A 23,783-nucleotide genomic window follows, 5' to 3' on the forward strand; every position below is an offset into this window, starting at 1 on the left:
ATGCGGATCGACTGGTCGCTTCTTCTCAGGCTCGTCGCGCTTGGCAGCGTCCTCGGCATCGCGGTAGCGCTGATCTTCGGCTTTCTGGGGCACATTCACCCGGCCTTCGATTCCTTCTCGCATTTCCGCATCCACCTTGCGGTGCTGCTGCTCATGGGAATCCTGCCTCTGGCGGCCCTGCGCTACTGGCCCGAAGCGATATTCGCGTTGTTGCTCGGCATCGGCGCGATCTGGACGACGGTCGGCGGCTTCTCGGATGAAGCCGCACGCAAGGCCGGACTGGTCGCGGACCTCGATTCATCCTCCATGCCGGTCTTCCGGCTGATGCATGTGAATTTGCGCTACGACAATGAGACGCCGGAACTCGTGCTCTCCGCCATCGGCGAGCACCGGCCGGACATCGTGACGCTGGCCGAGGTTTCCAATGTTTGGGCCGAGCGGTTGTCGGCACTCGAGGCAACCTATCCCCACCGCATCATCTGTCCGCCGCCGACGCATATCGGCGGCGTCGCGATACTGTCGCGTCGACCGTTCGTCTCCGACCCCAGCGAGGCTTGCGGCGATCGCGGCTCGTTCGCCAATGTCGAGGTCGACTTCGCCGGCCGGCGCGCGAGCGTCGTGGCCATGCATCTGGGCTGGCCATGGCCGTTCGGCCAGGACTGGCATTTGTCCCGCATCGAGGACGACCTGCCCAACCTTGCCGACAGTGCCATCCTCGCCGGCGATTTCAACGCCGTGCCATGGAGCCAGACGGTGCGCCGCGTCGCGGAACTGGGCGGGTTTCGCGTCGTGCGCGGGATCGGTCCGACCTATCTCGACCGCCGCCTTCCTGACGCGTGGCGGCGCTGGATCGGCCTGCCGATCGACCAGGTCCTGACAAAAGGGGGCATGGTCATCGGGACGGCGCGGGCACTGCCGGCGGTCGGATCCGATCACCTGCCGGTTCTGGTGGAATTCTCGCTGCTACCGCAGGAGCCCGAGGCCGAGGTGCTGCAGGCAATGCGCCACTAGCACCTCATCGGCCGCAGCCGTCCAAACGTCACATATTTGGATAGACCGGCCCCTCGCCGCCCTGCGGCGGAACCCAGTTGATGTTCTGGTTCGGGTCCTTGATGTCGCACGTCTTGCAGTGCACGCAGTTCTGCGCGTTGATGACGAAACGCGCGTCCGGCTCTGTGTGCGAGACCTCGCCGCCCTTGGTAGCCGATGCGGGGCCGCCGGTCAGGCCATTGCCATCCGCATCCACCCATTCGTAGACTCCGGCCGGGCAGTAGCGCGTCGAGGGACCGGAGAAGACCATGTATTCCGAACGCTTCTGCAGTTCGGGGTCCTTCACCTGCAGATGGATTGGCTGGCTTTCCTCATGGTTCGTGTTCGACAGGAACACCGATGACAGGCGGTCGAAGGTCAGGACGCCGTCGGGCTTCGGATAGGCTATCGGCTCATGCTTGTCGGCCGGTTCCAGCGTCGCATAGTCCGGCTTGCCGTGCTTTTGCGTGCCGAAGAAGGAGAAGCCGAAGAGCTGGTTCGTCCACATGTCGAGCCCGCCGAGGCCGACGCCGATCCAGGTACCGAACTTCGACCAGAGCGGCTTGACGTTGCGCACGCGCTTCAAGTCCTTGCCGATATCGCTTGCGCGCCACTCGGCCTCGTAGTCGGTCAGTTCGTCGTTGATGCGGCCGGCAGCAAGGGCTTCGGCGACCTTCTCCGCCGCCAGCATTCCCGAAAGGACCGCATTGTGCGACCCCTTGATGCGCGGCACGTTGACGAAGCCGGCCGAGCAGCCGATCAGCGCGCCGCCGGGGAAGCTGAGCTTCGGCACCGACTGATAGCCGCCCTCGGTGATCGCGCGGGCGCCATAGGACACCCGCTTGCCGCCGTCGAACGTGTCACGGATCGCCGGATGCGTCTTGAAGCGCTGGAATTCCTCGAAAGGGGACAGATAGGGATTCTTGTAGTTCAGGTGGACGACGAAGCCGACAGCGACCTGGTTGTCCTCGAGGTGATAGAGGAACGAGCCGCCGCCCGTCTTCGAGTTCAAGGGCCACCCAAACGAGTGCTGGACGAGGCCCGGCTTGTGCTTTTCCGGCGCGACCTGCCAGAGTTCCTTCAAACCAATGCCAAACTTCTGCGGTTCGGAATTCTTTGAAAGTTCGAACTTCTCGATCAGCTTCTTTGCCAGCGATCCGCGAACACCCTCGCCGATCAGCACATATTTGCCGAGCAGTGCCATGCCGGGCGCATAGGCCGGGCCGTGCGTGCCGTCGCGCTCCACGCCCATGTCACCAGTGACGACGCCCATGACCGCGCCTTCGTCATTGTAAACGAGATCGGCAGCCGCAAAGCCCGGATAGATTTCGACGCCCAGCGCCTCGGCGTGGCCCGCGAGCCAACGGCACACATTGCCCAGCGAGACGGCGTAGTTGCCGTGATTGTTCATCAGGGGCGGCATCAGGAAATTCGGGATGCGCACAGAACCAGCGGGGCCGAGCAGGAGGAACTGGTCGTCCGTCACCGGTGTCTTGAACGGGTGATCGGCCTCCGTGCGCCATTCGGGCAAAAGCCGGTCAATGCCGATCGGATCGACCACCGCGCCCGACAGGATGTGAGCCCCGACCTCGGCGCCTTTTTCCAGCACGACGACCGACAGATCTGGATTGAACTGCTTCAAGCGGATCGACGCGGCAAGACCGGCTGGGCCCGCGCCCACGATCACCACATCGAATTCCATGCTCTCGCGTTCAACTTCGCTCATGTCGCTCTCCCCGCTTGTGTGCCGTCGGTTGCGCCGGTCAGTGCGCTGCCTGATGTCATAATGCGTGCTTATCGCATCGGTTTCCTTAGCGAAACCATATCTCTCGCCATGCGACAGGACCTGTCGAACAAATATATTCCGTTAACGTAAACGTCAATTGCAAGCGCGCTTGGCCGCGCCTTGCCTGACCGCTATAGAAGACCGATGGCCGATACGATCAACCTGCGCGAGCTCCTGCACTTCTACGTCGATTGCGGCGTGGATGATGCGCTCACGGATGAGGCGGTCGACCGTTTCGCGGTGGCCGAGCCGGCCAAGCCGCCGCGCATCGAGGCGCAGCCCGTCGCGGCTGCGCCCGCCATCGATCCGCAACGCGCGGCTGCCTATGCCGCCGTGCCCGCTTCCCCAGCCCGCGTTCAGGCAACGGTGCCCGACGAGGGCCAGAGCGAGCGAGCGCGGCTGATGGCACGCGAGGCAGCCTCACTTGCCGAGCTGCGCGCCTGCCTTGAGCAGTTCGACGGCTGCAATTTGAAGTTCACGGCCAAGAACCTCGTCTTCGGCGACGGCAATGACGCGGCCGACATCATGCTCGTTGGCGAGGCGCCGGGGCGGGATGAGGATATCGAGGGCCGGCCTTTCGTCGGCAAGTCGGGCCAGTTGCTCGACCGGATGCTGGCCGCGATCGGGCTCGATCGATCCAGTGCCTACATCACGAACGTCATTCCCTGGCGGCCGCCGGGCAACCGCACGCCGACGCCCATCGAAACCGAAATTTGCCGCCCGTTCATCGAGCGGCAGATCGAACTCGTCAAACCGAAGGTACTCGTCGCGCTTGGCGGGCCGTCGTCGAAAATCTTGCTCGGTACGAGCGAGGGCATCATGCGCCTGCGGGGAAGCTGGCGCGAGCACAAGGCCGCCAGCGGCGATGCAATCGCGACGATGCCCCTCCTCCACCCTGCCTATCTCCTGCGCAATCCGGCCCACAAGAAGCTTGCCTGGCGCGACCTTCTGGAGATCAAGGCGCGGCTGAAGTTGCTCACGTCGGCGGGGTAACCTTGCGGGCCTGGCCGCGCTTCAGGCCGAGGCGCTGCTCGCGCCAGATGATGAAAAGGCCGGCGCCCACGACGATGGTGCCGCCGACGAGCGTATAGATCGTCGGCAGGTCCCCGAAGACGAAAAAGCCGACCGCGATGCCGAGGATCATCGAGCTGTATTCGAACGGCGCGATGGTCGACATCGACGCGTGCCGGTAGCTTTCCGTCATCAGGATCTGGCCGACGCCGCCGCAAATGCCCGCCCCCACCAGGCATGCGATTTGTGCCGCCGAAAGCGCATCCCAGCCGAAGGGTATGGTGCCGAGCGCGGCGACGGTCGACGTCAGCGAGAACCAGAGCACGATCGTCGCGGTCTTTTCGGTGTGGACAAGGCGGCGCACGAGCAGCATGGCGATGGCGGAGACACCTGCCGCGAGCAGCGCGGCGGTGACGCCCAGGGCCTCGTCATTGCCCATGGGCGATCCGCTGGTGAAGAGCGTCAGCTTCGGCCATGAGATGATGACGACGCCGACGAGCCCGACCACGACCGCGCTCCAGCGGAAGAGCCGCACCACCTCGCCCATGAAGAGCGCGGAGAAGACCACGACCAGAAGCGGCTGCGCATAGTTGAGCGTGATCGCCTCGGGCAGGGGCAGGCGCGTCAGCGCGAAGAAGCCGAGCCCCATGGACGTGACGCCGACGAGACCGCGCGCGACGTGACTGAAGGGGCGCGCGGTCTTCAGCGCCGAGCGCAGTTCGTGCCGCCAGGCGAGCAGGATCAGGATCGGCAGGATGGCGAAGGCTGAGCGGAAGAAGACGATTTCGCCCGCGGGCACGCGACCGGCAGCCTTGATCAGCGAAGCCATGGCGACGAAGGCGGCGACGGAGACGACTTTGAGCAGGATGCCGGTCAGCGGATTCTTGTCCGCGTAAAGGGCCTCCACCTCTTGTCTGTTCATCCGTCTCTTCGCCACCAATGCGCAACGGCGCTGCTGCCGCGCCGAATCGAAAATCGCTTATCCAGTTAACCTATCCCGCCGCGTTAATCGCCTGCCATACGCGCTGTGGCGTAGCAGGCATTTCGATGTGGCTGATGCCGTAGGCGCGCCAGAGCGCATCGGTCACGGCATTGAGCGCGGCCGGCGTCGCGCCGATCGTGCCCGCCTCGCCCGCACCCTTGATGCCGAGTGCATTGGTGGTCGACGGCACATCTCGGGTCTCGAAATGGAAGTTCGGAAAATCATCGGCGCGCGGCACCGCGTAGTCCATGAAGCTTGCCGTCACGAGCTGGCCGTCCTCGCCATAGATCGCTTCTTCGCGCAGCGCCTGGCCGATTCCCTGAACGACGCCGCCATGGACCTGTCCAGCCAGCAACAGCGGGTTCACCGTCGCGCCGAAATCGTCGACGATCGTATAGCGGACGACCTCGGTCTCGCCCGTCTGCGGGTCGATCTCGACCTCGCAGATATGAGTGCCGTTCGGATAGGTCGCCTCGTCCTGAACAAACTCTCCGAAGCCCTTGAGATCAGAATCGTTTTTCGCCGCGCGGGCGATGCCGGCGAAGTCGATCACGCGGTCTGTGCCGACGATCTTGGCCGTGCCGTCGATCAGTTCGATGTCGGCGGGCGAGGCTTCGAGCTCGTCGGCCGCGATGCGCTTCAGCTTCTCGGCAAGGTCCTCGCCGGCGCGTGCGGCCGAGACGCCGCCGAGAGGGATCGAGCGCGAGCCACCCGTGCCGCCCCCCTTCTCCAGCCGGTCGGTATCGCCCTGGTGGACGGTGATCCGCGATATGTCGACATTGAGCTTCTCGGCGACGAACTGCGCATAGGCGGTCGCATGACCCTGTCCGTTCGACTGGGTGCCGATGGAAAGCGTGACGTTGCCGTCCGCCCCCAGTTCGACATGAGCGGGCTCGGAACCGGCGAAGGCGCAGGCCTCGACATAGGTCGCCATGCCGATGCCGCGGATACGACCTTTCGACTTCGCTTCCTCGTTGCGGGCGTCGAAACCGTTCCATTCGGCGCGCTCAAGCGCCGTCGTCATATGGCCGTCGAACTCGCCGACATCGTATTTGCGTCCGGTCGGCGTGGTGTACGGAAACTGGTCGGGGCGGATGAAATTGCGGCGGCGGATTTCGGGCGCCGACAGCTCCATGTCGCGCGCGCACTGGTCAACCAACTTTTCCAGCTGGAAAGCCGCTTCCGGCCGACCCGCCCCGCGATAGGCGTCGACGGGCGTCGTGTTGGTGTAGATGCCACGAATCGTAACGTCGAGCGCGGGGATGTCGTAGACGCCGGTCGACATGGTGGCGCCGACCCAGGGAATGAACGGGCCAACCTGCGAGCAATAGGCCCCCATATTGGCGTCGGTCTTCACGCGCAGCGCGAGGAACCGCCCCTCGCCGTCCATCGCCATCTCGGCGACGGCCAGATTGTCGCGGCCGTGGGCGTCCGTCAGGAAGTGCTCGGTGCGGTCGCTGGTCCATTTGACCGGCTGGCCGAGCCGCTTTGCCGCTTCCAGCACGAGAGCATATTCGCGGTAGGTGAACATCTTGGTGCCGAAGCCGCCGCCGACGTCGGGCGTCACGACGCGCAGCTTTTCATGGCCAATCCCGAAGACCTGGTCGCACAAGACGCGGCGCATCGAATGAACGCCCTGCGAACCCGTCGTGAGCGTGAACCGGTCTTCGCTTTCGATCCATTCGCCCAGCGCGGAGCGCGGTTCCATGTAGTTGGACACAAGCCGGTTGTTGCGGAATTCGATGCGCGAGACATGCGCTGCCTTTGCGAAGGCCGTCTCCGCCTCGTCCGCCTTGCCCATCCGGTATTCGAAGGCGACATTTCCGGCGCGTTCGTCCCAGACAGGCGGGGCGCCGTCTTCAAGCGCAGCCGCGATGTCCGCCACTGCATCCGCGGGCTCGAAATCAATCTCGAGGTGGTCCGCCGCGTCCTGCGCCTGCGCACGGGTCTCAGCGACGATAAAGGCGACGGCATCGCCAACATAGGCGACTTCGCCTGCGCACAGGATCGGGATGTCGCGTGTCGGCGCGCGCGTGCCGTCCGGCTGCTTCTGCATTGCGCCGGACTTCAGCGCGCCCAGATGAGCGACATCCGCACCGGTCAGCACGAGCCGGACGCCCTCGCTGGCAAGGGCTGCCTCGGTTGAACCACTTGTGAAAGTGCCCTTTGCGATCGGAGAGCGCAGGACGAAGCCGTGGAGGACGCCCTCGCGCGTCACGTCGTCCGTATAGCGGCCTTGTCCCCGGATGAAGGAATCATCTTCGATGCGACGGACTGGCGCGCCCATTCCGAACTTCGGCGTCATGACATTCATGGATAGCTTTCCGGATCGTTTCGGGAGATTGCCAGTGAACTGGCGCGGGGGAACAGTTTTGTCGAGGGCCAGCATCGTGTAAAGACCGGCCAGCAGATCAATTCTCGCGGAGTGCGGCAGACCGTTTCCGCATATCTAGGGGAATGCCATGACGATCGACACCGGCAAGGTCTACCGTCTCGAGGACTATCGGCCGACCGACTACGCCATCCACGCGACCAACCTCGTCTTCCGGCTCGACCCTGCCCACACGCGCGTGACCGCGAAGCTGGACTTCGAGCGGCGCGAAGACGCCGCGCTCGACGCGCCGCTCGTTCTCGACGGGGACGGGCTGAAGCTCCTATCGGTGACGGTGGATGGCGCGCAACTGTCCCCGGACGCCTTCGAGGCAACGCCGGACCGTCTCACGATCCCCCGTCTGCCGAGGGAACGATTCTCGCTTGTCATCGAGACCGAGCTCGCTCCGGAAGCCAATTCGGCGCTGATGGGGCTTTACCTTTCGAACGGCGTCTACTGCACTCAGTGCGAGGCGGAAGGCTTTCGCCGCATCACCTATTTCCTCGACCGGCCGGACGTCATGTCGGTCTACACGGTACGCATCGAGGCACCTAAGGCATCCGCGCCGATCCTGCTTTCCAACGGCAATCCGGTCGAAAGCGGCGATATGGCGGATGGCTGGCACTATGCCGTTTGGCACGATCCGCATCTCAAGCCATCTTATCTCTTCGCGCTTGTCGCCGGCGATCTTGGCCGGATCACGGACAGCTTCACCACCCGTTCGGGCAGCATTGTCCAGCTCGGCATCTATGTCGAGAAGGGCAAGGAGGCGCGCGCAACCTACGCGATGGACGCGCTCAAGCGCTCGATGGTGTGGGACGAAGAGGTGTTCGGCCTCGAATACGATCTCGACGTCTTCAACATCGTCGCCGTGTCCGATTTCAACATGGGCGCGATGGAGAACAAGGGCCTCAACATCTTCAACGACAAATACGTACTCGCCGACGAGGAGAGCGCGACCGACGCCGACTTCGCCAATATCGAGGCGATCATCGCGCATGAGTACTTCCACAATTGGACTGGCAACAGAATCACTTGCCGCGACTGGTTCCAGCTCTGCCTCAAGGAAGGGCTCACCGTCTTTCGCGACCACGAATTCTCCGCCGACATGCGTTCGCGGGCTGTGAAGCGCATTGCCGAGGTGCGGACGCTGAAATCGCTGCAATTCCCCGAGGACCAGGGGCCGCTCGCCCATCCGGTGCGCCCGCGCCGTTACCGCGAGATCAACAACTTCTACACGGCGACGGTCTACGAGAAAGGCTCGGAAGTCGTGCGGATGATCCGCACCATCCTCGGGGCGGAGACCTTCCGGCGCGGCATGGACCTCTATTTCGAGCGCCATGACGGTGACGCAGCGACCATCGAGGATTTCCTCAAGGTGTTCGAAGACGTCTCGGGTCGCGACCTCTCGCAGTTCGCGCTCTGGTACCATCAGGCCGGCACACCGCATGTCAGCGTCTCCAGCACCTATGACGAGGCGCGCGGCGAGCTGACGCTTGATATCGAGCAGTCGGTCCCGCCGACGCCGTTGGAAAGTCGCAAGCGTGTCATGCACATTCCCCTCGCCATCGGTCTGGTCGGCAAGGATGGCCGTGACCTGGAGGCCGCGTCGAGCGAGACGTCGAGCTTTGCGGACGGCGTCATACAACTGAAGAAGCGAAGGCAGGCGATCCGCTTCACAGGGCTTTCCGAGCGCCCCGCCCTTTCGCTCAACCGCGGTTTCTCGGCGCCGATCACGCTGGCGAGCGAACAGACCATCGACGATCGCCTGTTCCTTTCCCGGCACGACAGCGACCTGGTGGCACGCTGGCAGGCGCTGAACGGGCTCCTGTCCGATCACCTGATCGAAACGAGCAAGGCCCCTGCCCTGCAAAGCAACATGGCCGGGCGGCTGGCCGAAGTGCTGGGCGCCATCGCCGTCGACGACGCGCTCGAGCCAGCCTATCGCGCCCTCGCGCTGACGCCCCCGAGCGAAGCGGACGTTGCGCGCGAGATCGGCTCGAACATCGATCCGGACGGCATTCGGGCGGCGCGCGATACTCTGGTCGACACGATCGCAGCGGCAAATCGTGAATCATTCGAAGTACTTTACCGCGAACTCGAAGATAGCGATTCATTCTTGCCGGACGCTGCCAGTGCCGGCCGGCGCGCCCTGCGCAACGTCCTTCTCGACTACGCCTCGGCTGCGCAAGGCGTTCCCGGTCTCGCGGCCGGCCAGTACCGCAATGCGACCAACATGACGGAACGCGCAGCCGCGCTCGCCGTCCTCGCCCGCCGCTTCCCGATGGCAGAGGAAACCGTGTCGGCGCTTGCTGATTTCGAGAGGCGCTACGGCGACAATCCGCTCGTCCTGGACAAGTGGTTCCAGGTCCAGGCGACCATTCCGGGCGATGCCGCTCTTTCCCGCGTCGAAGCGCTCACACGCCACCGCGCGTTTTCGATCGGCAATCCGAACCGCGTGCGCTCGCTGATCGGCACTTTTGCCAGTTCGAACCAGACCGGGTTTCATCGCGCCGACGGAGCCGGCTACCGCTATTTCGCAGACCGCATCATCGAGGTTGAAAAGCGCAATCCGCAGGTTGCGGCGCGGCTTGCCACCGCGTTCCGCTCCTGGCGTTCTCTGGAGCCGAGCCGGCAGGAACTGGCCCGCAAGGAACTGGTGCGCATTGCCGCCGTTCCCGGTCTGTCCACGGATTTGAAGGACATCGTCGACCGCACACTCGCCTAACGAGCGCCATCAACTCGTCAATAATTTATCAAGATTTGGCCGCACGCTCTGGACAGCGCGAATCGGCTCTGATTCCTTACAGACGATTCGGAAGTGCGGCGTTGCCGGATCGATTCGCAAGGTTGAAAATTCGGGGAGCCATCGATGGCACTAACGGACGCGTGGGGCGCGGCCGCAGGGCAACTTTTTACCTGGCGCAGGCCGCGCCAGAAGAAGGTTCACCTTGCGGGTCATGCGCGCTTCATTGCCGCGCCGGCCTATAAGCGGCTTCTGGCCGCCGAGCCCTATCTGCGCCGTTCGATCCCGACGCTCGTCATCTGCTTCCTGCTTCTCATCGCGGCTATGCGCTCGCTGTCGCTCTTTGCCTGGAAGGAAGACCTCGAGGCGACGTCCAAGGGCCTTCTCGGTCTCACCGCAAGCCAGGTCTACCACGCCATGCGAACCAGCCATGGCGACGCCGCGCCCGACCGACTGATCTCGGAAGCCGTGTTGCGCGATACGACGCGCCATTCCGTTATTGCAGACGCGCAGGTGCTGGTCGTCACCGACGCCGATTTCCGGGTCGTGGCGACGACGGGCCAGCAGCAACTCGTCGGTCAGTCGCTGGAAAACCTCATCGTCGGCGGCCAGCCGCTCTTCATGTTCGGTCAGCGCGCCGGCGTGCAGGAGATCACGGTGTCCGGTGAAAGCTGGTTCGCGGCGGCCGAGCTCCTCGAAGGGCGCACGGGCGCCGCCTTCACGCTGATCTCGCGTGACAGGGTGCTGGAGGAGTGGCGCAAGGCGTTGGCGCTCAATGTCACGCTCTTCGTGCTGACCGCAGGCGTACTGCTCGTCGTTCTCTACGCCTATTTCACGCAAGCCGCGCGCGCCGAGGCTGCCGATCGCATTTATGACGAGGCCAAGATGCGCAACGACATGGCGCTGACGCGCGGGCGCTGCGGCATCTGGGACTGGGATCTTGATCGCGGGCGCATGCACTGGTCGCGCTCGATGTACGAGATGCTGGGCTACGAGCCCTGTGAGGGCATGCTCTCCTTCGGCTCGATCTCCGAAATCATCCATCCCGAAGACGGTGACCTGATGGCGATCGCGCAACGCGTTGCCGAAGGCGAGACCGACCAGTTCGACGAGATCTTCCGCATGCGCCACGCCAGTGGCGGCTGGGTCTGGATCCGGGCGAAGGCGCAGGTCAACGATCCCGACGCCGCCGACATCCACCTCGTGGGCATCGCCGTCGACATCACCGAGCAGCGCCATCTGGCCCAGCGCTCCGAGACGGCCGACCTTCGGCTGCGCACCGCCATCGAGAACATCAACGAATCCTTCGTTCTGTGGGATGCCAACCAGCATCTCATCATGTGCAACTCGAAGTTCCAGAAAGATCACGGACTGTCGGACGCCGACGTCTTCCCCGGCACCAGCCGCGAGACGATCGCCAAGCGGATGACCGCCTTCGCCCATGAGCGCAAGCTTGCCAACTCCAGCGGCCTGGCTGGCGGCGCGACCTATGAGCGCCAGCTTGCCGACGGGCGCTGGCTGCAGGTCAACGAGCTGCGCACGCGCGACGGCGGCACAGTCTCGGTTGGCACCGACATCACCCCGATCAAGCAGAACCAGGAGAAGCTGGTCGATTCCGAGCGCCGCCTGATGGCGACGATCCACGACCTGTCGCTGGCCCGCAAGGCCGAGGGCGAGCGCACGCGCGAGCTCGTCGAGCTCAACCGAGAATACATGAAGGAAACGGAACGCGCCGAGGCGGCCAACCGCGCCAAGTCCGAGTTCCTCGCGAACATGTCGCACGAACTGCGCACGCCGCTCAACGCCATCATCGGCTTCTCCGAGCTCATGTCGTCGCGTCTCTTCGGCCCGCTTGGCTCTGACAAATACGAGGAATACATCCGCGACATCCACGGATCGGGCACCTATCTCCTCGGCGTCATCAATGACATTCTCGACATGTCGAAAATCGAGGCCGGCCAGTTCTCGATCGACCGCGAGGGCATCGAGCTCAACCCGCTCATCGACGAGGCGATCCGCGTCGTCGCGCTGCAGGCGGCCAAGAAGCAGATCAATGTCGAGACGAAGATCTCCAACACGATGGAGCTCTTCGCCGATCGCCGTGCCGTCAAGCAGATCATGCTGAACCTGTTGTCCAACGCCGTGAAGTTCACCGGCGAAGGGGGCAAGATTTCCATGCGTGCCCGCAAGATCGGCAATTCGGTCGTCATCAGCATCGAGGATACCGGCTGCGGCATTCCGAAGGATGCGCTGAAAAAGCTCGGCCGCCCGTTTGAGCAGGTGCAGAACCAGTTCTCCAAGAACCACACCGGCTCGGGCCTCGGTCTTGCAATTTCCCGTTCTTTGGCCGAACTCCACGGAGGCGCGCTGAAGATCCGTTCGAACGAGGGCGTCGGCACGATCGTCTCGGTCCGCATCCCCGCCCGCGAGCAGGTGACGGTGAAGCAGGCGGCCTGACCTACTTCCCGACCAGTTTCCTGAAAGATCCGGCCACCGTATTCGCCGTGTCCTTCAGGTGCGCTTCCAGCACCTTAAGGTCCGGCAGGTCGGTGGTGCGCAGCAAAAGGTCAGCGAGGCCCGGCGGCACGTCGTCCGGCTCGAACGGGCCAGTCAGGCAAAGCCGCAGCATCTGTGTCAGGGCCGAATAAAGCTCGTGCGCGGCGACCAGTTCGTCGCGCGCTGTCGGCTCGCAGAAATCTGGCGAAAGGCGCTGCAAGGTTTCGATCGTCGAGGCCGTATGCTCCTCGCCTTCGACGCGGCCTGTCAGCGTCGCGACCTGCGCGATGAATTCGAGGTCGATCAGGCCGCCATCGACAAGCTTCACGTCCCACAGGTCGCGCGGCGGCTTCTCGCTGGCGATCAACTTGCGCATCTCGCTCGCATCCGCCCGCACCTTGGCGGCATCTCTTCTCGTCGCCAGCACGTCAGCGACAATGGCACTCGCGGCTGCGATCAACGCCTCGTCGCCTGCGACGGCGCGGGCGCGCGTCAGCGCCATGTGCTCCCATGTCCACGCCTCCTCGCGCTGATATCTGGCAAAGGCGTCGATATGGGTCGCGACCGGCCCCTTGTTGCCGGAGGGGCGCAGGCGCAAATCGAGTTCGTAGAGTACGCCTTCGGCGGTTGGGGCGGAGACCGCGGCGATCAGGCGCTGGGTGAGTCGGGTGAAGTAATGCGCCGGCGCGAGCGGCTTTTCGCCATCGGATTCTTCGGCGTCGGCGTCGTGATCGTAAAGCAGGATGAGGTCAACGTCAGAGCCTGCCGTCAGTTCGCGGCTGCCGAGCTTGCCCATGCCGACGATGCAGACCTTACCGCCTGGAACTGTGCCGTGACGGATAGCGAACTCCGCCTGAACCGCGTCCAACGCGCACGCGATCGTCAGGTCCGCCAGGTCGGAAAACGCCTTGCCGGCGCGACGATGGTCGATGGCGCCGGACAGAAGCCGGATGCCGATCAGGAACTTCTGCTCTGCGGCGAAGATGCGGAGCCGGTCGAGCAGTTCCTCATGCAGTTCGACGCCCGTCAGAAAGCCATCGAGCCGCTCGGCGAGATAGGCCTTGTTGGGCAATTCGGAAAGGAGGCCGGGGTCGAGCAGCCCGTCGAAGACGTGCGGGCGGCGCGTGATGATCTGCGCCAGTCGCGGCGCGGCGCCCATGATCGTCGCCAGAAGTTTCAGAAGCGACGGATTAGACTGGAAGAGCGAGAAGAGCTGGATGCCGGCCGGCAGCCCCTTCAGGAACTCGTCGAAGCGCAGAATTGCCTCGCCCGCTCGCTTGGTCTGGCCGAAGGCTTCCAGAAGGGCCGGTGTCAGCTCCGTCAGGCGTTCGCGCGCCTCGGCCGACTGCGTCGCGCGGTAGCGGCCGAAATGCCACGTGCGGATCAGCCGCGCGATGTCGCTTGGCCGTTCGAATCCGAGCTCGGAGAGCGTTTGCAGCGTGTCCGGGTCGTCGACATCGCCGGTGAAGACGAGGTTGCCGACCCCGCGCGACAATTGCGGCGCGGTCTCGAACAGCGCCGCATAGTGCTTCTCGACCAGTTGCAGCGAAGCCCGGAACGCCTCGGAAAACGTATTCTCGTCGGCAAAGCCGAGCATCAGCGCGATGCGCCGCAGTCCCTCGTCGTCTTCGGGCAGCACATGGTTCTGCTCATCGGCGACCATCTGGATGGCGTGCTCGACATCGCGCAGGAACCAATATTGTTTGGCGAGCGCGTCGCGCGCCTCTTCGCTTATCCAGCCGCGTTCCGCAAGGACAGCCAGCATCGCCACCGTCTGGCGTCCGCGCAGTTCCTGAAACCGTCCTCCCGCGATCAATTGCTGGGTCTGAACGAAGAACTCGATCTCGCGAATACCTCCGCGTCCCAGCTTGACGTTGTGGCCCTTGACGGCGATCTCGCCGTGCCCCTTGTGCGCATGGATCTGGCGCTTGATCGAATGGACGTCGGCGATGGCAGCGAAGTCCATGTATTTGCGCCAGATGTAAGGGGTCAGTTCGGCGAGGAATGCCTTGCCCGCGACCAAATCGCCGGCAAGCGGCCGCGCCTTGATCATCGCTGCGCGCTCCCAGTTCTGGCCACGGCTCTCATAGTAGTTCAGCGCCGCCTCAGTGGGGATTGCCAGTGGCGTCGATCCCGGATCGGGCCGCAGCCGCAGATCGGTGCGGAAAACATAGCCGTGCTCGGTACGGTCCTGCAGGATGCGCACCAGGCGGCGCGCGAGGCGCGAGAATAGGTCCGTCGCATCGAGCGGATCGAGGATCGCCTCGGCCTCCACGTCGACGAAAAGGATCAGGTCGATGTCGGACGAGAAGTTGAGTTCGTGCGCGCCGAGCTTGCCCATGCCGAGCACCACGAGGCCGGACCCCTCGCCCGGTTTCGTACGATCCGGCAGCCTGATCGCGCCACGGTCATGCGTCTCGACCAGCAGGAAGTCGATTGCGGCGCCGATGCAGGCATCGGCAAGTTCGCTGAGGCAGCGCACCGTTTTTTCCGCGCCGTGGATGCCGGCGAGCTCGGCCAGCGCCAGCAAGGCATGCGCCTCGCTCTTCAGAAGGCGCAGCGACTTCATCAGCCCGGTCTCGCTTTCGGCTGCGGAAGCGGCCGCGCCCAACTCAGCCAGGATCGCCGCCCACCGCTCGTCAAGAGGCGTCGAGATCAGGGCTTCGAGGATGCCGGGCCGCCGCCGGGCCGCGTCGCGCAGGAAGGGCGAAAGGTCGAACGCCGCGCCGAGAAATGCCGAGAGGCCTTTGTCGGCCTGGATCGCATCGGCAAGCGCCGCGTATTCGTCGCGCCGCGCCGTTTCGATGAAGTCGTTGACGAGTTCGGAAGCGTTGTCGGGTCGGAGCGGTGTCAGCGACGCGCGCCCGAATGTTTGCAGTGTTGTCGGGCCGTTTGCGTCACTTTTTGTCATGGAACTGGGGAATCGCCTGCCGGGAAGATCATGGAGACGCATAATCCAGGGTTTTCGTCCGATAATTCAAGCCGTCCGCCGTGAAAGGTCATGACGGCCTTGGCAAGGCTCAGCCCGAGCCCCGAGCCCGGCTGCGAGCGGCTCTGCTCGAGGCGCACGAAGCGCTCCGTCGCCCGGGCGTGTTCTTCCTTCGGAATGCCCGGACCATTGTCGCAAACGGAAACGACGATCTCGCCGCCCCTGCGTTCCGCCGTCACGCGCACTGTGGGCACCGGGCCGGACCCGGCGGAGTACTTGATCGCGTTGTCGACGATATTCGACAGCGACTGACCAATGAGTTCGCGATTGCCGGTGATCGACAGTTCACGGGGCGCATCCGCCGAAAGAGCGACGCCGACTTCCTCCGCCGCCGGTTCGTAAAGCTCGACGACGTCCGAAACGATCGCCGCAAGGTCGATCGGCGCCGTATGCTCGGCGGAGTAGCCAGATTCCAGACGGCTTATCATCAAGATCGCGTTGAACGTGCGGATGAGTTGGTCGGATTCGGCGATCGTTGCCTCGAGCGCTGCGCGGTGCTGCGGGTCGTTGCCGCCGCCCAGCGCCGCTTCGGCGCGGTTGCGCAGCCGGGTGAGCGGTGTTTTCAAGTCATGCGCGATGTTGTCGGAAACCTGCTTCAGGCCCTCGTTCAGCGCACCTATCCGCGCCAGCATCTCGTTCAGGTTTTGCGACAGGCGGTCGAACTCGTCCCCCGCGCCGGTCACCGGCAGGCGCCCGGCAAGGTCGCCGCCCATGATGCGCCGGCTGGCGTCCGAGATGTTGTCGATGCGCTTCAGCGCCCGCCGGCCGACGAGGAACCAGATGACGAGCGCACCGAGACCCATCATGCCGAAGGCGACGATGAGGGCCCGGCGGATCACGTTCCCGAAACGCTCCGGCTCGCCGAGATCGCGGCCGACGAGCAGGATCATCTGATTGGGAAGGCGCATCACGACCGCCATCGCAGTATGCGGCCCTTCGCGGGCGGCCGGGACGTCTCCCGTGCGTGTATCGGCCTCGCCGTACCGTTCATAGGAAAACGGCCGCTCGGTCCAGCCTTCCGTACTGAGCACCCGCGGCTCCAGGCTTTGGACGTTGCCACTGAGGATGCGGCCTGTCGGATCGGCGATGATGTAGAGATATGCGCCCGGCTGGCGCGACCTGCTTTCCACCACGCGCACGAGCGTGGTCAACCCGCCGCGCTGGTAGGCGCGTCCAAGGCTCAGCACCTCTTCCGAGACCGTATCCTGGATCTGGCCGGTCAGCATGCGCATCGTCAGCGAGCCCATGTAGAAGACGAGCCCCACCGCGCAGATTGCAAACAGCAGCAGGTACAGCGCTGATAGCCGCGCTGCCGTCGTCTTCATCAGCGTGGAAACAGAGCTCAGCATCACGCCTTCAGCATGTAGCCGGCACCCCGCACCGTATGCAGGACCGGTGCGTCGAACTCCTTCTCGATTTTCGAGCGGAGCCGCGAGATATGAACGTCGATGACGTTGGTCTGGGGGTCGAAATGATAGTCCCAGACATTTTCGAGCAGCATGGTGCGCGTCACGACCTGCCCCGCGTGGCGCATCAGATATTCGAGCAGGCGAAATTCGCGTGGCTGAAGCGTGATCTCCTTGCCGGCCCGCTTGACCGAATGGGACAGGCGGTCAAGCTCCAGATCGCCGACGCGGTAAACAGTCTCGACATCCTTCGAGCCGCCTCGCTTCTTCAGTACCTCGACGCGCGCGAGGAGTTCGGAGAAGGCATAAGGCTTGGTCAAGTAATCGTCGCCGCCGGCACGCAGGCCAGTGACGCGGTCATCGACCTCTCCGAGCGCGGAGAGGATCAGAACGGGCGTGTCATTGCCGCGCGCGCGCAGGCCCGCGACGACGGAGAGCCCGTCGCGACGGGGCAGCATGCGGTCGACGACGAGCACATCATAGTCGCCAGAGCTCGCCAGCGTGTAGCCGGTCTCGCCATCGGCCGCGATATGCGCGAGATGGCCAGCCTCGTTGAACGCCTTTTCGAGATATTCGGCGGCTTCGCGATCGTCTTCGATAACCAGCAGCTTCATCGGCACGCACCCAATGTCAGATATGAAAACGACGGCGGGTGATGGGGACCCGCCGTCGCCGGAACCGGCTGCTAGTTGTGGACGTCAACCGGCCCAACGTCCAGCCATCGCGGTCTCGGAGCATCTGAAGCCGCGCGACGGCCTGGACCTTCGAAATCAGCCCTGCGAGATCGGCAGCGCGACGAAGCGATTGGCGTTGTCGCGGCTGAGCTGCAGCAGCACGGCGCTGCGGCCTGCCTCCTCGGCGGACGACACAGCCTTGGAGATGTCGTCCGACGACTTGACCGGCTGCGAGTTGACCGAGGCGATGACGTCGCCAGCCTGGATGCCGCGCTCGGCGGCAGCGCTGTCGGGGTCGACATCGGTCACCAGCAGGCCGTTCCCGTCTTCGGCCGGCACAACCGTCAGGCCGAAATCGGCAAGCGCGACGTCCGCCGAAGGCGAGCTCTGAGAAGGCGAGGCCGAGGCGATCTGGTCATCGCCGGGCAGCGTGCCGAGTTCGACGTCGATCTGCTGGGTCTCGCCATTGCGCCAGACGTCAACCTGGACGTTCTGGCCCGGCGTCAGGTTGGCGATCAGCCGCGCCAGTTCACGGGGCGATTCAACCTCCTGACCGTTGACGCCCGTCACGACGTCGCCGGCTGCGATGCCTGCCTCAAGTGCCGGACCATCGGCCTGCGCCTCACTGACCAGGGCACCACGGGCTTTTTCAAGGCCCAGCGATTCGGCAATGTCCTCGGTGACCGGCTGGATCTGCACGCCGAGCCAACCGCGAACGACGCCGCCATTCTCGATCAGGCTTGTGACCACGCCCTCGGCCGTGGAGGACGGGATGGCGAAGGCGATGCCCACATTGCCGCCCGAGGGCGAGAAGATCGCCGTATTGATGCCGACCACTTCGCCGTTCAGGTTGAAGGCGGGACCGCCGGAATTGCCACGATTGACGGCCGCGTCGATCTGCAGGAAGTCGTCATAGGGGCCGGCACCGATGTCGCGGCCGCGCGCCGAGACGATGCCGGCGGTAACCGAGCCGCCGAGGCCGAACGGATTGCCGACCGCCACGACCCACTCGCCGACGCGAATGTTGCTGTCGTCGGCAAAGGCGACATAGGTGAATTTGCGTTCGTCATCGACCTTCAGAACCGCGAGATCGGTTCGCGGATCGGTGCCGACAAGCTCTGCCTTGAGCTCGGAGCCGTCGTCGAGAACGACCGTGAACGCCGAACCGTCACGCACCACGTGGTTGTTCGTGACGACATAGCCGTCCTCGGAGATGAAGAAGCCCGAACCCTGCGAGGTCGGACGTGCCTGCTGGCGCTCGCGCGGTCCGCCGCGACGCCCCTCGGACTGGCCGTCCGGACCGCGGAACTCACGGAAGAAGCGGTTGAGCGGGTGATCCTGCGGAAGATCGTCGAAGCCGGGCGCGCTGAACGGCAGGCGGCCGCCCTGACCGCGGTCCGAAACGGGTGCGACTTCGGAATCGACACGTACGGATACGACCGCAGGCGAAACGCGCTCAACGACATCGGCAAAGCCGGGATTCTGCTGCGTCGTCTCGACGCGCACGGCCTCGGCATTGACCGGCAGCGTGCCGGTAGTCACTGCGCCGAATCCGATGGCGCCCGCAATCGCGAGCGATGCCGCCGTGGCGAACAGGCGGCGCTTGCGGGTCTTGATTGGAGAAGAATGATTGGCGTCCATCATGAAAATCCTCGCGGAACAAACACGGGTGCGCGACTGCACCTGATGGACGAAGAGATAGGCCCGGCGACATTACGGCGCCATTTCCCCGGCATGAAACTTTCGTAATGTCGAACGAAGATCAGTCCGAACGGCCCAAAATGGCGTCGAGCTTGCGGGCTTCCTCGTCGCTGAGGCCGGCCGCGGCCGTCCTGCGCCGTCGCGCCGAGAGGATCAGGAATGCGCCCCCCACCACGAGCAGGATCACCGGCATTCCCCACAACAGCGCATTGCGCATCGTGAAGGCCGGACGCAGCAGCACGAACTCCCCATAGCGCGAGACGACATAGTTCATCACCTCGTCGTCGCTGTCACCGGCGGCGATGCGCTCCCGGACCAGCACGCGCAGGTCACGCGCAAGCTCGGCGTCGGAATCGTCGATCGACTGGTTCTGGCAGACCATGCAGCGCAATTCGGCCGAAAGCGCGCGCGCCCGCGCCTCCAGCGCCGGATCGTCAAGCATCTCATTCGGTGCCAGCACCGCATGGGCGCCCGCCACGCCGAGCGCCAGCCAGATGACGACGAGCCAGCGGACGATCATTCTGCAGGCTCCACGAAGGGCCGGGCGGGCCTTGCGCGCCGCGCGGCGGGCGCGCCGACGCGCAGCCGCCGGTCGAGGAGCGATATCGCCCCGCCCAACATCATCACGACGCAACCGATCCAGATGAACAGGACCTGCGGCTTCCACCACGCACGGACGACGATGCCGCCGTCCGGCGCGCGGTCGCCGAGCGCGACATAAAGCTGGCTGAAACCGCGCGAGGCGATGCCGGCCTCGGTGGTCGGCATCTGGCGGGCCGGATAGAAGCGCTTGGACGAGACGATCTCGCCGCGCTCGCGGCCCGACCGGTCCAAATAGGTGAAGCGGCCCTGCTCCTCGGTAAAGTTCGGGCCCTCGAACGGGAACATGCCGTCGAAACGCAATTCGTATCCCGCCACCTCCATCGCGTCGCCTGGGTGCATGACGGCCATGCGCTCGACCTCGAGCGCGCTTACCGCGACGATGCCGAGCGTCGTCAGGCCGAGCCCGGCATGCGCAAGTGACGTGCCGAAGACGGACCGCGGCAGCCCGATGAACCGGCGCAAGGCCACCGAAGGCGACACCTTGCCGATGCCGGCCTTGAGCGCCAGGTCAGTCAACGCACCGAACACCAGCCAGAACGCCACGGCTATGCCCAAGGCGGCGAGTACGCTGACGCGATCAACGATGAAGAAGGTGGCAAGCGCGATCGCCAGGGACAGACCGAACGCAACGAAAAGCCGCTGGCTGGCCGCGTAGAGATCGCCCCGTTTCCAGGCAAGAAGCGGCCCAAACGGCACGGCCAGCAGCAGCGGCAGGATCAAGGGGCCGAACGTCATGTTGAAGAACGGCGCACCGACCGAAATCTTCTCGCCCGAGACGGATTCAACGATAAGCGGCCACAGCGTGCCGACGAGCACCGTCGCCGCCGCCGTCGTCAGGAAGAGATTGTTCAGGACCAGTCCCCCTTCCCGCGAGATCGGATGGAAGACGCCGCCCGCCGTCAGCGACGAAGCGCGCAGCGCGAACAGGGCCAGCGATCCGCCTATGAAGGCGATCAGGATCATCAGGATGAAGATGCCGCGCGTCGGGTCGGTCGCAAAGGCGTGGACGGAGGTCAGGACGCCAGAGCGCACAAGGAAGGTGCCGAGAAGCGAGAGAGAGAAGGTCAGGATGGCAAGCAGCACAGTCCAGATCTTCAGCGCCGAGCGCTTTTCCATCACGATGGCCGAATGGAGCAGCGCAGTGCCCGAAAGCCAGGGCAAGAAGGATGCGTTCTCCACCGGGTCCCAGAACCAGTAGCCGCCCCAGCCAAGCTCGTAATAGGCCCAATAGGAACCCATGGCGATGCCGCCGGTCAGCGCCGCCCATGCCGCGAGGGTCCACGGCCTCACCCAGCGCGCCCAGGCCGCGTCGATGCGCCCTTCGATGAGGGCGGCGACAGCGAAGGAAAAGCAGATAGAGAAGCCGACATATCCGAGATAGAGAAGCGGCGGATGGATGGCGAGGCCGATGTCCTGAAGAATCGGGTTCAGGTCCTGGCCTTCGATCGGCGGCGGATTGATGCGCTCGAACGGATTGGAGCTCGCCAGCACGAAGAGAAGGAACGCGGCCGCGATCATGCCCTGAACGGCAAGGACGTTGGCGCGCAGCGTCGCGGGCAAATTGCCGCCGAACAGCGCCACGAGCGCGGCGAACGCCGCCAGGATAAGAACCCAGAGCAGCATCGAGCCTTCGTGGTTTCCCCAGACGCCAGTGATCTTGTAGAGCATCGGCTTGGCCGAATGCGAATTCTCCCAGACATTGGCGACGGAAAAGTCCGACTGGACATAGGCCACCGTCAGCGCGGCGAAGGACAGCGCGACCAGCGCGAGGATCGAGAGTGCGGCAGGTTCCGCCAGACCCATCAGCCTCGCGTCGCCCATGCGCGCGCCGACCAGAGGCGCGACGGACAGAACGAGCGACAGCGCGAAGGCGAGGACGAGTGCGAAATGTCCGATCTCGACGATCATGTGGCGCCTACTCCTCGTCCTGCCAGATACCGCGGGCCTTCATGCTGTCGGCGACCTCGCGCGGCATGTAGTTCTCGTCATGGCGGGCGAGAACCGTGTCGGCGACGAAGCGGCCGGAGGCATCGAACGTGCCTTCCGCGATGACACCCTGCTCCTCACGAAACAGGTCAGGCAGGATGCCGGCATAAGACACGGTCACGGTCTCGATCTGGTCGGTCACGGCGAAACTGACGTCGGTTCCCTCGCCCCGCGCGATCGACCCCGTCGCGACCAGCCCGCCGAGCCGGATGCGCTCCCCTGCCGCGACGCCCTTTTCGGCGACGTCGGCGGGCGTGTAGAAATACGACGCCTTCTGGCCAAGCGCGAAGAGCGTCAGCGTCGTTGCCACCGCCAGGAAAGCAAGGGCTCCGCCGATTACCGCCAGTCTCTTCTGCTTGCGCGTCATTGCCATCTCACTGTTCCACTTCCAGGCCAAGCGACAGGCCATAGGCCGCCAGATGACCGCCTTCAGGCGATGCCGGCCCCATGGCCGCACGGCCACGGTCGAGCGCGCTCTGCGCATCTTGTGGCCTTTCCAATACCATGTAGGAGCGGATCAGTTGCTGCCATCCGTCGACATCGTGCGGGTTTGCTTCGAGCCGGGCGGCAAGGCTTGCCACCATATTCTCGATCATCGCGGCCTGATCGTCCCCGGAAGCTGCGGCGTCTTCGCCATCCATCGCGGCGGCGATGACGCCGTGCCATGGTGAGCCCTGTGGCAGTCCCTCGCGCATCTCCTGCCACATCCTGCCGGCCTCTTCGCCATTGCCGGCCTGGTCGGATGCGAGCGCGACGAAATAGCGGCTGGGCAGATCATCGGGCTGAAGTGCCAGCGCTGCCTCGAAGCGCGCGAGCGCGTCGGCCGTCACCTGTCCGTTGGCTGCGGCCGTCAGCGCCTCGCCCTCGCCGGCAAGACGTGCCGCGGTCGGCTCGTCCAGCCGCGAAGCGTTCGCAAATGCCGTTGCGGCTTCGGAATAGCGACCGAGCCGCAGATAGATGGGGGCTAGCACGTCCCAGCCGCGCGCATCGTTCGGATTGGCCGCCAGATGCGCCTCGGCCCGCGCGATGAGTTCGTCGACGAACGCCTGCGAGGGATCGCGCTCCAGCCGCGCCTGCAACGGCTGCCCAGGATAAAAGGGAGAGCCGGTCGCAGCATAGAGCCCCCAACTCACCAGCGGCAGCGACAAGATTGCGGCCGCGCCGATCCAGCGGGCGAGCGGCCGCGACGGCGCAGTCGATCCCGCCGTCTGTTGTGCATCGGACAAACGGATGATCTTGCGGCCAATCTCGGCCCGCGCAAGTTCCGCCTCACTCGCGCTGATCAAGCCGCGCGCCATGTCGCGCTCAATCTCGAGAAGCTGGTCCTTGTAGACCTCGATTTCGTGTGCCTGAGCATCGGCAGCATTCGCGTTGCCACGCGCCAGCGGCGCGAGCAGCAAGAGGCACGCCCCGAAGGTCAATGCGGCGGCAACGATCCAGAAAAGCATGCCCGTTCCTACCGGCCCTCAGGCCGATTGCCAATTGCGCCGGGATGCGGCCATTCGTACCGCCCGCCTCAGGCGAGCGGCGTCCAGCTTCCGTCCGGGTTGCGGCAGGCGGTTCCGCGACCGACCCGCTCGGCGCCGTTCTGCCTTACCGTGTGCGTATATTGCCGGCAGTTCTGCGATCCGACACGATAGGGCGGCGCGGCGACGACCTGCCCGGAAAGGCGTGCCCCGCCCTGCCAAGCAACAGGCTCGCCCGATGCGGTATATTCAAGCGCGCGATATTCCGCCTCCAGCGCCCGCTGCTGGTCGCCGCGATCAAGGTCTTGGCCGAGCCCGCGTCCGATCAGGCCGCCAGCCATGGCCTCGGCTATGCCGGCCGACATCGGCTGCGCGCTGCCCATCGGGCTCGCGAACGCTCCGATCAAAGCCGATCCACCGCCTGTCTGCGACGACATGCATCCCGTCAAGAGCAATCCCGCAACTGCGATTCCTGCCAATCTGAAGATCATTTAAACTGAAAATTCCCATCGAGGACGCAACGACAACGCCCCTTTA

16 protein-coding genes are annotated in these 23,783 nt (G+C 64.7%); 4 read left to right on the top strand and 12 right to left on the bottom strand.

Features of this window, described 5'->3' with window-relative positions; all coding sequences use genetic code 11:
* Window positions 1–1,011 (top strand): endonuclease/exonuclease/phosphatase family protein, encoded by a 1,011-nt coding sequence (locus GTK01_RS16540; protein ID WP_252928049.1) that lies wholly within the window; start codon window positions 1–3, stop codon window positions 1,009–1,011.
* Between the two features lie 28 nt (window positions 1,012–1,039).
* On the opposite strand, the gene GTK01_RS16545 is transcribed toward GTK01_RS16540, so the two are convergent.
* Window positions 1,040–2,755, bottom strand: a complete 1,716-nt coding sequence (locus tag GTK01_RS16545; protein ID WP_252928051.1) for an electron transfer flavoprotein-ubiquinone oxidoreductase — start codon at window positions 2,753–2,755, stop codon at window positions 1,040–1,042.
* A gap of 204 nt (window positions 2,756–2,959) precedes the next feature.
* Here GTK01_RS16545 and GTK01_RS16550 point away from each other — a divergent pair, with 204 nt between their 5' ends.
* Complete coding sequence (locus GTK01_RS16550; RefSeq protein ID WP_252928053.1) at window positions 2,960–3,808, top strand: uracil-DNA glycosylase family protein; 849 nt, start codon at window positions 2,960–2,962, stop codon at window positions 3,806–3,808.
* Here GTK01_RS16550 and GTK01_RS16555 read toward each other — a convergent pair.
* Entirely contained in the window at window positions 3,792–4,748 is a 957-nt protein-coding gene (locus GTK01_RS16555; protein WP_252928055.1) for a DMT family transporter, read from the bottom strand. The two genes, GTK01_RS16550 and GTK01_RS16555, sit on opposite strands and share 17 nt — an antisense overlap.
* Before the next feature lie 70 nt (window positions 4,749–4,818).
* A complete protein-coding gene (locus GTK01_RS16560) occupies window positions 4,819–7,122 on the bottom strand; it encodes a xanthine dehydrogenase family protein molybdopterin-binding subunit (RefSeq protein WP_252928057.1) in 2,304 nt (767 codons plus the stop codon).
* Window positions 7,123–7,270: 148 nt separating this feature from the next.
* On the opposite strand from GTK01_RS16560, the gene pepN reads away from it, so the two are divergent.
* Entirely contained in the window at window positions 7,271–9,907 is a 2,637-nt protein-coding gene (pepN, locus tag GTK01_RS16565; RefSeq protein ID WP_252928058.1) for an aminopeptidase N, read from the top strand.
* A 144-nt stretch (window positions 9,908–10,051) separates the two neighbouring features.
* A complete protein-coding gene (locus GTK01_RS16570) occupies window positions 10,052–12,382 on the top strand; it encodes a PAS domain-containing sensor histidine kinase (protein WP_252928060.1) in 2,331 nt (776 codons plus the stop codon).
* Between the two features lies 1 nt (window position 12,383).
* On the opposite strand, the gene GTK01_RS16575 is transcribed toward GTK01_RS16570, so the two are convergent.
* From GTK01_RS16575 to GTK01_RS16615, 9 genes are all read right to left on the bottom strand, one after another.
* Window positions 12,384–15,332, bottom strand: a complete 2,949-nt coding sequence (locus GTK01_RS16575; protein WP_252928062.1) for a bifunctional [glutamine synthetase] adenylyltransferase/[glutamine synthetase]-adenylyl-L-tyrosine phosphorylase — start codon at window positions 15,330–15,332, stop codon at window positions 12,384–12,386.
* A complete protein-coding gene (locus tag GTK01_RS16580; RefSeq protein ID WP_252928064.1) occupies window positions 15,329–16,759 on the bottom strand; it encodes a HAMP domain-containing sensor histidine kinase in 1,431 nt (476 codons plus the stop codon). The genes GTK01_RS16575 and GTK01_RS16580 overlap by 4 nt, the downstream gene beginning before the upstream one ends.
* On the bottom strand, window positions 16,759–17,430 hold the full coding sequence (locus GTK01_RS16585; protein WP_252928066.1) for a response regulator transcription factor: 672 nt from the start codon (window positions 17,428–17,430) through the stop codon (window positions 16,759–16,761). Before GTK01_RS16585 ends, GTK01_RS16580 begins: the two co-directional genes overlap by 1 nt.
* Before the next feature lie 156 nt (window positions 17,431–17,586).
* Window positions 17,587–19,131 carry a Do family serine endopeptidase gene (locus tag GTK01_RS16590; RefSeq protein WP_252928067.1) on the bottom strand — a complete coding sequence of 515 codons (1,545 nt, stop codon included), beginning with the start codon at window positions 19,129–19,131 and terminating at the stop codon, window positions 17,587–17,589.
* Between the two features lie 121 nt (window positions 19,132–19,252).
* Complete coding sequence (locus tag GTK01_RS16595; protein WP_252928069.1) at window positions 19,253–19,711, bottom strand: cytochrome c-type biogenesis protein; 459 nt, start codon at window positions 19,709–19,711, stop codon at window positions 19,253–19,255.
* Window positions 19,708–21,702, bottom strand: a complete 1,995-nt coding sequence (locus GTK01_RS16600) for a heme lyase CcmF/NrfE family subunit (RefSeq protein ID WP_252928071.1) — start codon at window positions 21,700–21,702, stop codon at window positions 19,708–19,710. Before GTK01_RS16600 ends, GTK01_RS16595 begins: the two co-directional genes overlap by 4 nt.
* A gap of 7 nt (window positions 21,703–21,709) precedes the next feature.
* Window positions 21,710–22,147 (bottom strand): cytochrome c maturation protein CcmE, encoded by a 438-nt coding sequence (gene ccmE, locus GTK01_RS16605; protein WP_252928134.1) that lies wholly within the window; start codon window positions 22,145–22,147, stop codon window positions 21,710–21,712.
* A gap of 7 nt (window positions 22,148–22,154) precedes the next feature.
* Window positions 22,155–23,228, bottom strand: a complete 1,074-nt coding sequence (gene ccmI, locus GTK01_RS16610) for a c-type cytochrome biogenesis protein CcmI (RefSeq protein WP_252928074.1) — start codon at window positions 23,226–23,228, stop codon at window positions 22,155–22,157.
* 68 nt (window positions 23,229–23,296) lie between these two features.
* Window positions 23,297–23,737 (bottom strand): hypothetical protein, encoded by a 441-nt coding sequence (locus tag GTK01_RS16615; protein WP_252928076.1) that lies wholly within the window; start codon window positions 23,735–23,737, stop codon window positions 23,297–23,299.
* Window positions 23,738–23,783: the final 46 nt, after the last annotated feature.

The organism is Aliihoeflea sp. 40Bstr573, from assembly GCF_024105655.1.
Lineage (GTDB): Bacteria > Pseudomonadota > Alphaproteobacteria > Rhizobiales > Rhizobiaceae > Aliihoeflea.